Source organism: Ramlibacter agri (assembly GCF_012927085.1).
Taxonomy (GTDB): Bacteria; Pseudomonadota; Gammaproteobacteria; order Burkholderiales; family Burkholderiaceae_C; genus Ramlibacter; species Ramlibacter agri.
This window is the reverse complement of record NZ_JABBFX010000006.1, coordinates 149584-162653: the sequence shown is the minus strand read 5'-3', so window position 1 is coordinate 162653 and position 13070 is coordinate 149584. Positions and strand designations below refer to the sequence as shown.

Genomic DNA, 13070 nt, shown 5'->3' with positions numbered 1-13070 from the left:
CATGGCCTCCCACGCTTCCGTCCGTCCCATGCAGCCCGCCGACCTGCCGCAGGTGCTGGCGCTGCAGGAGCAGGCTTATGCCGGCGCGGAGTTCGAGCCGGAGCGGGTGGAGGTGTACACCAACCGCATGCGGCTGGCGCCGGCGTTCTGCCTGGTCGACATCGCGCCCGGCGGCCGGCTGCTCGGCTACCTGGTCTCGCACCCGTGGCGTGAAGCCGCGCCGCCGGCGCTGGACGCCTTGCTGCCCGTGTTGCCGGCGGACGCCGATTGCTGGTACCTGCACGATTGCGCGGTGGATGCTGCCGCCAAGGGGCGCGGCGTGGCCGCGCGCCTGCACCACGTGGCGCTGGATCGCGCGCGGGCCCTGGGCTTGCGCAAGGCGGCGCTGGTGGCGGTGGGGACCGCCGCGGGATTCTGGAAGCGCCTGGGCTACGCGCCGCGTGCACTGCCCGGGATGGCCGAGCGCCTGGCCGACTATGGCGAAGGCGCGGTGTACATGGAACGCGCGCTGTAGGCTCGTCATTCCCGTGCAGGCGGGAAGCCAGGGCGCCCCAGGTTCCCGCCTGCGCGGGAATGACGAATCAGAGCTTCTTGAGCGCGGCGGTCAGGGCCGAGGGCGAGCGATAGCCCGTGCGCCGCGCGACCTCGTTGACCGGCAGGCCGAGATCGCGCAACTGCCTCGCCCGCGTGAGACGCTGCAGCCGCAGCCACTGCAGCGGCCCCATGCCTTGCGCCTCGTGGCAGCGCAAGGCGAACTGGCTGGAACTGAGGAAGACGCGTTTCGCCAGCTCCTCGACGTTCAGCGGCTGTTCGAGCCGCGCCTGCGCCCAGGCCGAAAGCGCCGGCCAGTCGATGCGCCGGCGCGGACGCCTGCTCGCGATCGGCGAACGCCACGCATCCAGCAGCAAGGCCGGCGCATGCGCCAGCGCGAGCGACTGGCCGTCCGCGACGACCTGCGCGAGATAGCGCGCGAGCGCACCGACCTGCTGCGGCCGGAAGGGCAGGGCGCCGCATTGCGTCCAGAGGGGATCGGCGCTATCGAGCACCAGGCAGCGGCTGCCGCGCGCGGATTCGAAATCGTGGCGCTCGCCGGGCGCGACCAGCAAGGCGTCGCCAGCCGCGACGCGCTGGCCGCGGCCTTCGACTTCCAGTTCGAGGATGCCTTCGAGCCCGACCAGCAGCTGGTGATGGTCGTGGGAATGGCTGCCATGGGCAGCCCCATAAGCGCGCAATGTCAGCGCGCCGAGCATGTCAGGCGTGGCCGACTTCCACGCCAGCCGCGTGGGCCTGCTGGTCGGCGTGGTACGAGCTGCGCACCATCGCGCCGACGGCGGCGTGCGTGAAGCCCATTTCGTAGGCCTTGGCCTCGAACATCTTGAAGGTGTCCGGGTGCACGTAGCGCCGCACCGGCAGGTGCGACATGGTCGGCGCCAGGTACTGGCCGATCGTCAGCATGTCGATGTCATGCGCGCGCATGTCGCGCATCACGTTAAGGATTTCCTCGTCGGTCTCGCCCAGGCCCACCATCAGGCCGCTCTTGGTCGGCACGCCGGGGTGCAGCGCCTTGAACTTCTTCAGCAGGTTCAGGCTGAACTGGTAGTCGGAGCCCGGCCGCGCTTCCTTGTACAGGCGCGGGATCGTCTCCAGGTTGTGGTTCATCACGTCCGGCGGCGCGGCCTTCAGGATTTCCAGCGCGCGGTCGTCGCGGCCGCGGAAGTCGGGCACCAGCACCTCGATGGTGGTCTGCGGCGACATTTCCCTTGTCTGGCGGATGCACTCGACGAAGTGGCCGGCGCCGCCGTCGCGCAGGTCGTCACGGTCCACGCTGGTGATCACCACGTACTTGAGCTTCAGCGCGGCGATGGTCTTGGCCAGGTTCTCCGGCTCGTTGGCATCCAGCGGGTCCGGGCGGCCGTGGCCGACGTCGCAGAACGGGCAGCGGCGGGTGCACTTGTCGCCCATGATCATGAAGGTGGCCGTGCCCTTGCCGAAGCATTCGCCGATGTTCGGGCAGCTGGCTTCCTCGCAGACCGTGTGCAGCTTGTGCTCGCGCAGGATCTGCTTGATCTCGTAGAAGCGGGAATTGGACGAGCCGGCCTTCACGCGGATCCAGTCCGGCTTCTTCAGCACCTCGCCGGCTTCCACCTTCACCGGGATGCGCGACAGCTTGGCCGCGGCCTTCTGCTTGGCGCTGGCCTGGTAGGTCTCGACGGACTGCGCCTCGCGCACGACGGGGTTGGAGCTCATGGAATCCTTGCGGTCAGGGAGCGAGCAGCGCCGCGAGCTTGTGGCCGAGGCGCAGGGCCGCTTCCTCCCAGGTGGTGGAAACCCCGATTGTAGAGAGGGCTACGGTTTCCAGCCCGGGATAGCCGCAAGGGTTGATCCGGCTGAAGGGTTCCAGGTCCATGTGGACATTGAAGGCCACGCCGTGGTAGGTGCAGTGGCGGGAGACCTTGATGCCGAGGGCGGCGATCTTGCCCAGCCCGGCGAACTGGTTGCCGGCGGGCAGCTTGGCGTGGCCGGCCGGGTCGTCCAGCCGCACATAGATGCCTGGCGCCCCACTCACCCGGTGCCCGGTGACACCGTAGTCGGCCAAGGTCCGGATCACCGCCTCCTCGACCCGGTAGACGTATTCCTTGACGAAGTAGCCCGCCCGCTTCAAGTCCAGCAGCGGATAGGCCACCACCTGGCCGGGGCCGTGGTAGGTCACCTGGCCGCCGCGGTTGGTCTGGACGACGGGAATGTCCCCGGGCGCCAGCAGGTGGTCTTCCTTGCCGGCCAGGCCCTGCGTGAACACCGGCGGGTGCTCACACAGCCACAGTTCGTCGGGCGTATTGGCCTGGCGGGCCTCCGTGAAGGCCGCCATGGCCTGGTACGTGGGCAGGTAGTCCACCCGCCCCAGCACCTTCAATTCCATGGATTTACAGGACGACCTTGACCATCGGGTGCGAGGTGAGCGCCCGATAGAGTTCGTCCAGCTGCTCACGGCTGGTGGCCGTCACCGTGATGGTGACGCCCAGGTAATTGCCCTTGCTGCTGGGACGCAGCTCCACCGTCGACGCGTCGAAATCAGGATCGAAGCGCTCGGCGATCTGCGTCACTTCGTGCACGAAGCCATCCGTCTTCACGCCCATCACCTTGATGGGGAAGCGGGACGGATATTCGATCAGCGAATCCTTGCGCGGATCGGGCTGCGGGGTCGGCGGGTGGATGGAGGCGGACATTAGTGGGTCGAGAGTTTGGCCTGCTGGTAGCCAGCAAACAGCTTCTCGTAGATAGGGCCGGGTCGGCCGTTTCCAACCGGCTTGCCGTCCAGCACCGTGCAGGGCAGGACTTCCTTGGTGGCCGAGGACAGCAGGATCTCGTCGGCGGCCAGCACTTCCTCGCGCGAGACGCGGCGCAGCTGGAAGGGGATGTTGGCGTTCTTGCACAGCTGTTCCAGCAGGCCGTAGCGGATGCCTTCCAGCACCAGGTTGTCCCGCGGCGCGCCCAGCACCACGCCGTCCTTCACCACCCAGACGTTGGACGAGGAGGCTTCGCTGAGGAAGCCGTCGCGGAACATGATGGTCTCGGTGGCGCCGACGTCGGCGCTGATCTGCCGCGACAGCACCGCGCCGGCCAGGCTGGTGCTCTTGATATGGGCCTTCTTCCAGCGGAAGTCATCCGCGGTGACGCAGGTCGCGCCCTTGGCGCGCTCCTCGGCTGGGTAGATGGACAGCCGGTTGACCATGGCGAACACGGTCGGCTCGATGTCCTTGGGCATCGCGTGGTCCCGCATCGCCACGCCGCGCGACACCTGCAGGTAAACGAGCTGGTTGGTCTCCTCGGCCTTCTTGCCGACATGCTTGGCGTAGGCGGCGATCAGCTGGTCGACCAGGCCACGCCAGCCGGCCCGGTCCATGGGGTTGGGGATGCGCAGTTCGTCCAGGCTGCGTTCCAGCCGGGCCATGTGCTCGTTGAAGCGGAACGGGCGGCCGTCGTAGGCCGGCACCACTTCGTAGAGGCCGTCGCCGAAGATGAAGCCGCGGTCGAGCACGCTGACCTTGGCGTCGCGGATGTTGCTCCACTCACCGTTGAGATAGCAGGGGAGGGCGGGGATCGGTTCGGTCATGGCCCGATTCTGCATGTTCTCAGCGCCACAGCATGACCGCGGCGATCGCCAGCCAGCCCAGCCCCAGGTTGAACTTCACCAGCACGACGATCTGTTGCACCCGCTTGCCGCCTTCGGGCCAGTTCTGTGCCGCCACCGCCTGCTTCAGGCGCCGCCACGGCGCGGCGACGACGTGGCCGAACACCAGCATCATCAGCACGCCCAGGCCCGCCATCGCGTGGAAGCCGGGCGGCGCGTGCGCCCCCACTTCGAGCAGCATCGGCACCCCCGTGGCGAGCAGCACCACGATGCTCACGGCGACCACGACGAAGAAGCGCGCCATCACCGCCACCACCAAGGGGAGCCTTTGCGGCGGCTGCAGCTGCGCGTGCAGCGCGGGGCGCAGGGCGAGCACCATGAAGGCCATGCCCCCCATCCAGAAGATGGCGGCGGCGACGTGCAGGAACAGGAAGAGGTTGTGCATGGGCGACAGGGTAGCCGGGGGGCTGGCGGAGCGTTGCTCGTTTCTACTTATAATGGGAGGCTTTCCCAAATTCTCGGGGCAATCAAGCGGCGTCGGATGCCAAGAAGAAGATGCCAACAAAAAGAATCGATCCGCTGCCCGAGGAACAGGAGGAGGCTTCCCCCGTCCAGCCGTTGACCGCCGAGGAGGCGCGTCGCGTGCGTGAACAGAACCCGCCGGTTTCGCCGTGGTGGGTGGTGGCGGGGCAAGCCGGGGTGGGCGTCGTGGCCGCATTGGTGGCCTGGGCGCTTACCGGAAAGCATTACGTTGGGTGGTCGGTCGCGTACGGGGCATTGGCTGTGGTGGTACCTGCAGCGGTGTTTGCGCGAGGCCTGACCGGGAGGGTTTCATCGCTCAACGCCGGAACCGCGGCAGTCGGGTTCCTGCTTTGGGAGATGGTCAAGATCGCCTTGACGATCGCCATGCTGTTGGTGGCGCCAAGGGTGGTGGCGGGGTTGAGCTGGCCGGCATTGCTGGTGGGCCTGATCCTCGCAATGAAGGTTTACTGGGTGGCACTCGCATTCGCGCCCAAGCCCAAGAAGACATCGAGCTGAAGAAACATGGCTGCTGAAAACATGGCTGCGGAAGCCGCCGAACACGGACAGACCGCGGGCGAATACATCGTCCACCACCTGACGTTCTGGCAGAACCATCCGCCCAAGAACGTCGTCGACTTCTCGGTCTTCAACTGGGACTCGATTTTCTGGGCGTTGTTCCTGGGCGTCCTGACCTGCTTCATCCTGTGGCAGGCCGCGCGCAAGGCGAGCTCCGGCGTGCCAGGCCGCTTCCAGGCCGCCGTCGAAGTGCTGGTGGAAATGGTGGACGCGCAGGCGCGCGGCATCGTGCACAACGCCACCAGCCGCAAGTTCGTCGCCCCGCTGGCGCTCACCGTGTTCGTCTGGATCATCATGATGAACACGATGGACCTGCTGCCGGTGGACCTGATCCCCGCGATCTGGGGCGCCCTGCACCACGATCCGCACCATGCCTACATGCGCAGCGTGCCGACCGCGGACCTCTCCATCACCATGGGCCTGTCGGTCTCGGTGCTGCTGATCTGCATCTTCTACAACATCAAGATCAAGGGCCTGGGTGGCTGGGTCCACGAGCTGTTCAACGCTCCCTTCGGCTCGCACCCCGCGCTGTGGATCCCCAACTTCCTGATGCAGGTCATCGAGTTCATCGCCAAGACCGTGTCCCACGGCATGCGGCTGTTCGGCAACATGTATGCCGGCGAACTGATCTTCCTGCTGATCGCCATGATGGGCGGCGCCTTCTCCATGACCGGCACCGGCATCGGCCTGGCCATCGGCCACATCATCGCGGGCTCGGCCTGGGCGATCTTCCACATCCTGATCATCGTGCTGCAGGCCTTCGTGTTCATGATGCTGACGCTCGTCTACGTCGGCCAGGCCCACGACTCGCACTGATTTAAAGAAGCTTGAGTCGCGGCATGGCCGCAGAACAAGAACCGCCTTCGTTTCCCTTTTTCTCGTCAACCACCAAAGTCCTTAGGAGCAATCATGGAAGTCATTAGCTTTGTCGCGCTGGCCGCTGGCCTGATCATCGGCCTGGGCGCCATCGGTGCCTGCATCGGCATCGGCATCATGGGCAGCAAGTACCTGGAATCCGCCGCCCGCCAGCCCGAACTGATGAACGAGCTGCAGACCAAGATGTTCCTGCTGGCCGGCCTGATCGACGCCGCCTTCATTATCGGCACCGGTATCGCCCTGTGGTTCGCCACCGCCAACCCGTTCCTGGGCCAGATCGCGAACCTGCCGAAGTAAGTCACCCCATCCTTCGGTTCCACGCATCCCCGCACGCAATTGGCGGCGGGAGCAAAGGATGAAAAAGTGAGCATCACCGGTACCCTCATCATTCAGATCATCGTCTTCCTGATCCTGGTCGGGTTCACGATGAAGTTCGTGTGGCCGCCGATCACGGCTGCGCTGGACGAGCGTGCGCGCAAGGTCGCCGATGGCCTGGCCGCCGCCGACAAGGCGAAAGCCGACCTCGCCGCCGCCGACAAGCGGGTGGAAGAGGAACTGGCGAAGTCGCGCAACCAGGTGGCCCAGCAGCTGGCTGACGCCGAGCGCCGCGCCCAGGCGATCGTGGACGAGGCCAAGGGCCGCGCCACGGAAGAAGCCAACAAGATCGTCGCCGCCGCCCGCGCCGAAGCGGAGCAGCAGACGGTCAAGGCCCGCGAAGCCCTGCGCGAGCAGGTGGCCGCGCTGGCGGTGAAGGGCGCCGAGCAGATCCTGCGCAAGGAAGTCAACGCCGGCGTGCACGCCGACCTGCTCAAGCGCCTGCAGACCGAGCTGTAAGAAGGACCCGCCATGGCTGAACTCGCCACCATCGCCCGCCCGTACGCCGAGGCCCTGTTCGACGCGTCGAAGAACGACCAGAACGGCACGGCGCAGTGGCTGGAAGCTCTCGCCCCCGTGGCGGGAAATGAGCAGCTGCTGCAGTTCGCGGGCAACCCGAAGGTCAGCAACCAGCAGGTGTACGACCTCGTCGCCGACGTCGCGCGCGTGCAGTTGCCCGAAGCGGGCAAGAACTTCCTGCGCACGGTCATCGACAACGGCCGCCTGGCCGCGTTGCCCGAAATCGCCGAGCAGTTCCGTGCCATGGTGAACGCGCAGAGCGGCACCTCGGACGCCATCGTCTACAGCGCCTTCCCCATTGCCGCCGACCAGCTTGGCGCCGTGGGCACGGCCCTCGAGAAGCGCTTCGGGCGTAAGCTCAATGTCACCGTGCAGCAGGACGCCGACCTCATCGGCGGCATCCGCGTGGTGGTGGGCGACGAAGTGCTGGACACCTCGGTGAAGGCCCGCCTGGAACAAATGAAAGTCGCGCTGACGGCCTGAAGCCGTTACGCCCCAAGGACCAAGGAACGAGACATGCAGCTCAATCCCGCAGAAATTAGCGAACTGATCAAGAGCCGGATCGAAGGCCTGGCCGCCAGCGCCGACATCCGTAACCAGGGCACGGTGCTTTCCGTGACCGACGGCATCGTGCGCGTCCACGGCCTGTCCGATGCGATGGCCGGCGAAATGCTGGAATTCAAGGCCACTGCCGACGGCACGCCTACGTTCGGCCTGGCGCTGAACCTCGAGCGCGACTCCGTCGGCGCCGTGATTCTGGGCGAGTACGAGCACATCTCCGAAGGCGACACCGTCAAGTGCACGGGCCGCATCCTGGAAGTGCCCGTCGGCCCCGAACTGATCGGCCGCGTGGTGAACGCCCTGGGCCAGCCCATCGACGGCAAGGGCCCGATCAACGCCAAGATGACGGACGTGATCGAAAAGGTCGCTCCCGGCGTGATCGCCCGCAAGTCCGTGGACCAGCCGGTGCAGACCGGCCTGAAGTCCATCGACTCGATGGTGCCGATCGGCCGCGGCCAGCGCGAGCTGATCATCGGCGACCGCCAGACCGGTAAATCGGCGGTGGCGGTCGACACGATCATCAACCAGAAGGGCCAGAACATGGTCTGCGTCTACGTGGCCATCGGCCAGAAGGCGTCGACCATCAAGAACCTGGTGCGGGCCCTGGAGCAGAACGGCGCGATGGAATACACCATCGTCGTCGCGGCTTCCGCGTCCGAATCCGCCGCCATGCAGTACGTGTCCGCGTACGCCGGCTGCACGATGGGCGAGTACTTCCGCGACCGCGGCCAGGACGCGCTGATCATTTATGACGACCTGTCCAAGCAGGCCGTTGCCTATCGCCAGGTGTCGCTGCTGCTGCGCCGTCCCCCGGGCCGCGAAGCCTACCCCGGCGACGTGTTCTATCTCCACAGCCGCCTGCTGGAGCGCGCGGCTCGCGTGAACGAACACTACGTCGAGCAGTTCACCAAGGGTGAAGTGAAGGGCAAGACCGGTTCGCTGACCGCCCTGCCGATCATCGAAACGCAGGCCGGCGACGTGTCCGCCTTCGTGCCGACGAACGTGATCTCGATCACCGACGGCCAGATCTTCCTGGAAACCAGCCTGTTCAACGCCGGCATCCGTCCCGCCATCAACGCGGGTATCTCGGTGTCCCGCGTGGGCGGTGCGGCGCAGACGAAGCTGATCAAGGGCCTGTCCGGCGGTATCCGTACCGACCTGGCGCAGTACCGTGAACTGGCTGCCTTCGCGCAGTTCGCTTCCGACCTCGACGCCGCCACCCGCAAGCAGCTGGATCGCGGTGCGCGCGTGACGGAACTGCTGAAGCAGGCCCAGTACAGCCCGCTGCCCATCTCGCTGATGGCGGCTTCGCTGTTCGCGGTGAACAAGGGCTACTTCGACGACATCGACGTCAAGAAGGTCCTGCCGTTCGAGCACGGTCTGCACCAGTTCCTGAAGGACAAGAACGCGGCGCTGCTGAACAAGCTGGAAACCAACAAGGCCATGGACAAGGATGCCGAGGCCGAGCTGACCAGCGCGGTCGAAGCGTTCAAGAAGACCTTCGCCTAACGTCCAGTAGTTTTGCGGGACAGACCAGCGAGCGAAGCGGCTGCTCTGTCCTCAACTGATTAAGGAAGACGATGGCTGCAGGCAAGGAAATTCGCGGCAAGATCAAATCGGTGGAGAACACCAGGAAGATCACGAAGGCCATGGAAATGGTGGCCGCGAGCAAGATGCGCAAGGCGCAGGAACGCATGCGTGCGGCCCGGCCTTACAGCGACAAGGTTCGCAACATCGCCGCCAACCTCGGCAAGGCCAACCCGGAGTACACGCACCCGTTCATGAAAGTGAACGACGTGAAGGCTGCGGGCGTCATCGTGGTCTCCACGGACAAGGGCCTGTGCGGCGGCCTCAACACCAACGTGCTCCGCGCGGTCACGCAGAAGCTGCGCGACCTGCAGGGCGAGGGTTCGAGCGTCCAGACCGTTGCCATCGGCAACAAGGGCCTGGGCTTCCTGAACCGCATCGGCGCGCAGGTGGTCTCGCACGTCACGCAACTGGGCGACACGCCGCACCTCGAACGCCTGATCGGGCCGGTGAAGGTGCTGCTGGACCAGTATGCCGAGGGCAAGCTGAACGCCGTGTACCTGTCGTACACGAAGTTCATTAACACGATGCGCCAGGAAGCGGTCGTCGAGAAGCTGCTGCCCCTGGATGCCGGCAAGATGGAAGCCGAGGACAAGGCCGCCGGTGGCGAGCACGGCTGGGACTACATCTACGAGCCGGACGCGAAGACCGTGATCGACGAGCTGCTGCTGCGCTACGTCGAAGCGCTGGTGTACCAGGCGGTGGCCGAGAACATGGCCTCCGAGCAGTCCGCCCGCATGGTGGCCATGAAGGCCGCGACGGACAACGCCGGCAACCTGATCAACGAACTCAAGCTGGTCTACAACAAGACGCGCCAGGCCGCGATCACGAAAGAGCTTTCGGAGATCGTGTCCGGGGCCGCGGCCGTCTAGGCCGCCTTTCCAGCTTACTGTTTAAATATTTGGAGCAACGAATGGCTCAGGCTCAAGGAAAAATCGTTCAGTGCATCGGCGCCGTGGTGGACGTCGAGTTCCCGCGCGACGCAATGCCGCGCGTGTACGACGCGCTGAAGATGGAAGGCAGCCCGCTGACGCTGGAAGTGCAGCAGCAGCTGGGTGACGGCGTGGTGCGTACCATTGCCCTCGGTTCGTCCGACGGCCTGCGCCGCGGCTACACCGTGTACAACACCGGCGCGCCGATCACGGTGCCGGTCGGCAAGGCCACCCTCGGCCGCATCATGGACGTGCTGGGCAACCCCATCGACGAGCGCGGCCCCGTGGACCAGGCCCTGACGGCCCCGATCCACCGCAAGGCCCCCGCGTACGACGAACTGTCCCCCTCGCAAGAGCTGCTGGAAACGGGCATCAAGGTGATCGACCTGATCTGCCCGTTCGCCAAGGGCGGCAAGGTCGGCCTGTTCGGCGGCGCCGGCGTGGGCAAGACCGTGAACATGATGGAGCTGATCAACAACATCGCCAAGGCCCACTCCGGCCTGTCGGTGTTCGCCGGCGTGGGTGAGCGCACCCGTGAAGGCAACGACTTCTATCACGAGATGGCCGACTCCGGCGTCGTGAAGCTGGACAACCTGGGCGAGTCGAAAGTGGCCATGGTGTACGGCCAGATGAACGAGCCCCCGGGCAACCGCCTGCGCGTGGCCCTGACCGGCCTGACCATCGCCGAATCCTTCCGCGACGAAGGCCGCGACGTGCTGTTCTTCGTGGACAACATCTACCGCTACACGCTGGCCGGTACAGAAGTGTCCGCGCTGCTGGGCCGCATGCCTTCCGCCGTGGGCTACCAGCCGACGCTGGCCGAGGAAATGGGCCGCCTGCAAGAGCGCATCACGTCGACCAAGGTCGGCTCGATCACCTCGGTGCAAGCCGTGTACGTCCCCGCGGACGACCTGACCGACCCGTCGCCTGCCACGACCTTCGCCCACCTGGACTCCACCGTGGTGCTGTCGCGTGACATCGCTTCGCTGGGCATCTACCCCGCCGTGGACCCGCTGGACTCGACCTCGCGCCAAGTGGACCCCAACGTCGTCGGCGAAGACCACTACACCACGACCCGTTCGGTGCAGGCCACCCTGCAGCGCTACAAGGAACTGCGCGACATCATCGCGATCCTGGGCATGGACGAACTGGCGCCGGAAGACAAGCTGGCCGTGGCTCGCGCTCGCAAGATCCAGCGTTTCCTGTCGCAGCCTTTCCACGTGGCCGAAGTGTTCACGGGCTCGCCCGGCAAGTACGTGCCGCTGTCCGAGACCATCCGCGGCTTCAAGATGATCGTGGCCGGCGAATGCGACCACCTGCCCGAGCAGGCGTTCTACATGGTCGGCACGATCGACGAAGCCTTCGAGAAGGCCAAGAAGCTGGCGGCCTAAATGGTTGACGCGACGCACACGATCCACGTCGACGTGGTGAGCGCCGAAGAGCAGATCTTCTCCGGTGAAGCGCGCTTCGTCGCGCTGCCCGGCGAGGCTGGCGAACTCGGCATCTACCCGCGCCACACGCCGCTCATCACGCGCGTGAAGCCGGGCTCCGTGCGCATCGAGATGGCCGACGGCAACGAGGAATTCGTGTTCGTCGCCGGCGGCATCCTGGAAGTGCAGCCGAACAAGGTCACCGTGCTCTCCGACACCGCCATCCGCGGCAAGGACCTGGACGAGGAAAAGGCCAACGAGGCGCGCCTGGCCGCCGAGGAAGCCCTGAAGAACGCAAAGAGCGACATCGACATCGCCCGCGCGCAAAGCGAGCTGGCGATCGCGGTTGCCGAGATGGCGGCCCTGCGCCGCTTCATCACCAAAAAGTAATGACCAGGGGACGGACCAGAAGTGAAACGCTGCTCGGTCCCCTCTGAATAAGAACGCGCTAAAAACCAGCGCACTGAGCCCCGTGCCGCAAGTCACGGGGCTTTTTTACGTCCGGCGCCTGCCAGCTCTGCTGGCAAACCTGGGCCGCTGAGGGTACAAACGCGGGCATGGCGGAACCGGACCACACCATCCATGTCGACATCGTTAGCGCCCACGAGTCCATCTACGCGGGCGAGGCGCGCTTCGTCGCCTTGCCGGGCGAGGCCGGCGAGCTGGGCATCTACCCGCGCCACACGCCGCTGATCACGCGCGTCAAGCCGGGCGCCGTGCGGGTCGTCAAGCCGGACGGCGAGGAGGAGTTCGTGTTCGTCGCCGGCGGCATCCTCGAAGTGCAGCCGAACCGCGTCACCGTGCTGTCGGACACGGCCATCCGCGGCAAGGACCTGGACGAGGAGAAGGCCAACGAGGCGCGGCACGCGGCCGAAGAGGCGCTGCGCAATGCCAAGAGCGAAGTCGACCTCGCGCGCGCACAGTCGGAGCTGGCGGTGGCGGTGGCCGAGATGGCGGCGCTGCGCCGCTACCTGCACAAGAAATGAAGCTGGCGATCACGATCGTTCCGCCGCAGCGCTCGTGGGCCGGCGAATTCGCCGGCGCGGCCAGGAAGCTGAGAGACGCGCTGGGTGGACTGGCGCTGCGCATCGACCACATCGGCTCGACCTCCGTGCCGGGACTGGCGGCGAAGGACATCATCGACGTCCAGCTCACCGTCGGCGCACTCGAGCCGCAGCTCGATGAAGCGCTCGTTCGTGCCGGCTACGAACGCCTGCCGCACATCACGCAGGACCACGTGCCACCGGGCGCGACCGAAGATCCGCGGCAATGGGCCAAGTGGTTCTACAAGCCGCGGCAAGGCCGGCCCGTGAACCTGCACGTGCGCGTCGCAGGCTGCGCGAACCAGCGCTATGCCTTGCTGTTCCGGGACTACCTGCGCGCCAACGCGGCGGCCGCGGCCGCCTACCAGCAGGTCAAGCTCGCACTGGTGGAACATCACGCAGACGACGTGGATGCGTACTACGCGATCAAGGATCCGGTGTGCGACGTCATCATGGCGGCGGCGGAGGCTTGGGCTGCGCATACCGGTTGGGCCGCTGGGCCGACGGACCAGTGAACGCC

General features: G+C 66.2%; 18 protein-coding genes. 12 read left to right on the top strand and 6 right to left on the bottom strand.

What is annotated here, in order from left to right; all coding sequences use genetic code 11:
- The first annotated feature begins 1 nt into the window (after position 1).
- Entirely contained in the window at positions 2-514 is a 513-nt protein-coding gene (locus tag HHL11_RS33590) for a GNAT family N-acetyltransferase (protein ID WP_169422989.1), read from the top strand.
- Between the two features lie 67 nt (positions 515-581).
- On the opposite strand, the gene HHL11_RS33585 is transcribed toward HHL11_RS33590, so the two are convergent.
- The 6 genes from HHL11_RS33585 to HHL11_RS33560 are packed head-to-tail and all read right to left on the bottom strand — an operon-like array spanning position 582 to position 4574.
- Positions 582-1250, bottom strand: coding sequence for a helix-turn-helix domain-containing protein (locus tag HHL11_RS33585; protein ID WP_169422988.1), 669 nt, complete (start codon positions 1248-1250; stop codon positions 582-584).
- Between the two features lies 1 nt (position 1251).
- Entirely contained in the window at positions 1252-2247 is a 996-nt protein-coding gene (lipA, locus tag HHL11_RS33580; protein WP_169422987.1) for a lipoyl synthase, read from the bottom strand.
- A 13-nt stretch (positions 2248-2260) separates the two neighbouring features.
- Positions 2261-2917 (bottom strand): lipoyl(octanoyl) transferase LipB, encoded by a 657-nt coding sequence (gene lipB, locus HHL11_RS33575; RefSeq protein WP_169422986.1) that lies wholly within the window; start codon positions 2915-2917, stop codon positions 2261-2263.
- Between the two features lie 4 nt (positions 2918-2921).
- Positions 2922-3224, bottom strand: coding sequence for a YbeD family protein (locus HHL11_RS33570; RefSeq protein ID WP_169422985.1), 303 nt, complete (start codon positions 3222-3224; stop codon positions 2922-2924).
- Positions 3224-4111, bottom strand: a complete 888-nt coding sequence (locus tag HHL11_RS33565) for a D-amino acid aminotransferase (RefSeq protein WP_240980542.1) — start codon at positions 4109-4111, stop codon at positions 3224-3226. Before HHL11_RS33565 ends, HHL11_RS33570 begins: the two co-directional genes overlap by 1 nt.
- A 19-nt stretch (positions 4112-4130) precedes the next feature.
- Entirely contained in the window at positions 4131-4574 is a 444-nt protein-coding gene (locus HHL11_RS33560; RefSeq protein ID WP_169422983.1) for a CopD family protein, read from the bottom strand.
- A 110-nt stretch (positions 4575-4684) separates the two neighbouring features.
- On the opposite strand from HHL11_RS33560, the gene HHL11_RS33555 reads away from it, so the two are divergent.
- The 11 genes from HHL11_RS33555 to HHL11_RS33505 all read left to right on the top strand — a co-directional run bounded on the left by HHL11_RS33555 (position 4685) and on the right by HHL11_RS33505 (position 13065).
- Positions 4685-5167 carry an ATP synthase subunit I gene (locus HHL11_RS33555; RefSeq protein WP_169422982.1) on the top strand — a complete coding sequence of 161 codons (483 nt, stop codon included), beginning with the start codon at positions 4685-4687 and terminating at the stop codon, positions 5165-5167.
- A gap of 6 nt (positions 5168-5173) precedes the next feature.
- Positions 5174-6043, top strand: a complete 870-nt coding sequence (gene atpB, locus HHL11_RS33550) for a F0F1 ATP synthase subunit A (RefSeq protein ID WP_169422981.1) — start codon at positions 5174-5176, stop codon at positions 6041-6043.
- A gap of 93 nt (positions 6044-6136) precedes the next feature.
- Positions 6137-6400: a F0F1 ATP synthase subunit C gene (gene atpE / locus HHL11_RS33545; RefSeq protein ID WP_112189215.1), complete on the top strand. Its 264-nt coding sequence runs from the start codon at positions 6137-6139 to the stop codon at positions 6398-6400.
- Positions 6401-6466: 66 nt separating this feature from the next.
- Complete coding sequence (locus tag HHL11_RS33540; RefSeq protein WP_169422980.1) at positions 6467-6937, top strand: F0F1 ATP synthase subunit B; 471 nt, start codon at positions 6467-6469, stop codon at positions 6935-6937.
- 12 nt (positions 6938-6949) lie between these two features.
- On the top strand, positions 6950-7480 hold the full coding sequence (locus HHL11_RS33535) for a F0F1 ATP synthase subunit delta (RefSeq protein WP_169422979.1): 531 nt from the start codon (positions 6950-6952) through the stop codon (positions 7478-7480).
- Positions 7481-7513: 33 nt separating this feature from the next.
- Entirely contained in the window at positions 7514-9067 is a 1554-nt protein-coding gene (atpA, locus tag HHL11_RS33530; RefSeq protein ID WP_169422978.1) for a F0F1 ATP synthase subunit alpha, read from the top strand.
- A gap of 71 nt (positions 9068-9138) precedes the next feature.
- The gene (gene atpG, locus HHL11_RS33525; RefSeq protein WP_169422977.1) at positions 9139-10017 is read left to right on the top strand and encodes a F0F1 ATP synthase subunit gamma; all 879 of its coding nucleotides are present in this window, start codon (positions 9139-9141) and stop codon (positions 10015-10017) included.
- A 41-nt stretch (positions 10018-10058) separates the two neighbouring features.
- On the top strand, positions 10059-11468 hold the full coding sequence (gene atpD / locus HHL11_RS33520; protein ID WP_169422976.1) for a F0F1 ATP synthase subunit beta: 1410 nt from the start codon (positions 10059-10061) through the stop codon (positions 11466-11468).
- A complete protein-coding gene (locus HHL11_RS33515) occupies positions 11469-11897 on the top strand; it encodes a F0F1 ATP synthase subunit epsilon (protein ID WP_169422975.1) in 429 nt (142 codons plus the stop codon). It abuts the gene before it with no gap.
- A gap of 167 nt (positions 11898-12064) precedes the next feature.
- Positions 12065-12493, top strand: coding sequence for a F0F1 ATP synthase subunit epsilon (locus HHL11_RS33510; protein WP_169422974.1), 429 nt, complete (start codon positions 12065-12067; stop codon positions 12491-12493).
- Positions 12490-13065 carry a GrpB family protein gene (locus tag HHL11_RS33505; protein WP_169422973.1) on the top strand — a complete coding sequence of 192 codons (576 nt, stop codon included), beginning with the start codon at positions 12490-12492 and terminating at the stop codon, positions 13063-13065. The genes HHL11_RS33510 and HHL11_RS33505 overlap by 4 nt, the downstream gene beginning before the upstream one ends.
- The last annotated feature ends 5 nt before the right edge of the window (positions 13066-13070 follow it).

Coding starts and splice junctions, on each gene's coding strand:
- HHL11_RS33590 (WP_169422989.1), top strand. CDS start 2: ATGGCCTCCCACGCTTCCGTCCGTCCCATGCAGCCCGCCGACCTGCCG.
- HHL11_RS33585 (WP_169422988.1), bottom strand. CDS start 1,250: ATGCTCGGCGCGCTGACATTGCGCGCTTATGGGGCTGCCCATGGCAGC.
- lipA (WP_169422987.1), bottom strand. CDS start 2,247: ATGAGCTCCAACCCCGTCGTGCGCGAGGCGCAGTCCGTCGAGACCTAC.
- lipB (WP_169422986.1), bottom strand. CDS start 2,917: ATGGAATTGAAGGTGCTGGGGCGGGTGGACTACCTGCCCACGTACCAG.
- HHL11_RS33570 (WP_169422985.1), bottom strand. CDS start 3,224: ATGTCCGCCTCCATCCACCCGCCGACCCCGCAGCCCGATCCGCGCAAG.
- HHL11_RS33565 (WP_240980542.1), bottom strand. CDS start 4,111: ATGACCGAACCGATCCCCGCCCTCCCCTGCTATCTCAACGGTGAGTGG.
- HHL11_RS33560 (WP_169422983.1), bottom strand. CDS start 4,574: ATGCACAACCTCTTCCTGTTCCTGCACGTCGCCGCCGCCATCTTCTGG.
- HHL11_RS33555 (WP_169422982.1), top strand. CDS start 4,685: ATGCCAACAAAAAGAATCGATCCGCTGCCCGAGGAACAGGAGGAGGCT.
- atpB (WP_169422981.1), top strand. CDS start 5,174: ATGGCTGCTGAAAACATGGCTGCGGAAGCCGCCGAACACGGACAGACC.
- atpE (WP_112189215.1), top strand. CDS start 6,137: ATGGAAGTCATTAGCTTTGTCGCGCTGGCCGCTGGCCTGATCATCGGC.
- HHL11_RS33535 (WP_169422979.1), top strand. CDS start 6,950: ATGGCTGAACTCGCCACCATCGCCCGCCCGTACGCCGAGGCCCTGTTC.
- atpA (WP_169422978.1), top strand. CDS start 7,514: ATGCAGCTCAATCCCGCAGAAATTAGCGAACTGATCAAGAGCCGGATC.
- atpG (WP_169422977.1), top strand. CDS start 9,139: ATGGCTGCAGGCAAGGAAATTCGCGGCAAGATCAAATCGGTGGAGAAC.
- atpD (WP_169422976.1), top strand. CDS start 10,059: ATGGCTCAGGCTCAAGGAAAAATCGTTCAGTGCATCGGCGCCGTGGTG.
- HHL11_RS33515 (WP_169422975.1), top strand. CDS start 11,469: ATGGTTGACGCGACGCACACGATCCACGTCGACGTGGTGAGCGCCGAA.
- HHL11_RS33510 (WP_169422974.1), top strand. CDS start 12,065: ATGGCGGAACCGGACCACACCATCCATGTCGACATCGTTAGCGCCCAC.
- HHL11_RS33505 (WP_169422973.1), top strand. CDS start 12,490: ATGAAGCTGGCGATCACGATCGTTCCGCCGCAGCGCTCGTGGGCCGGC.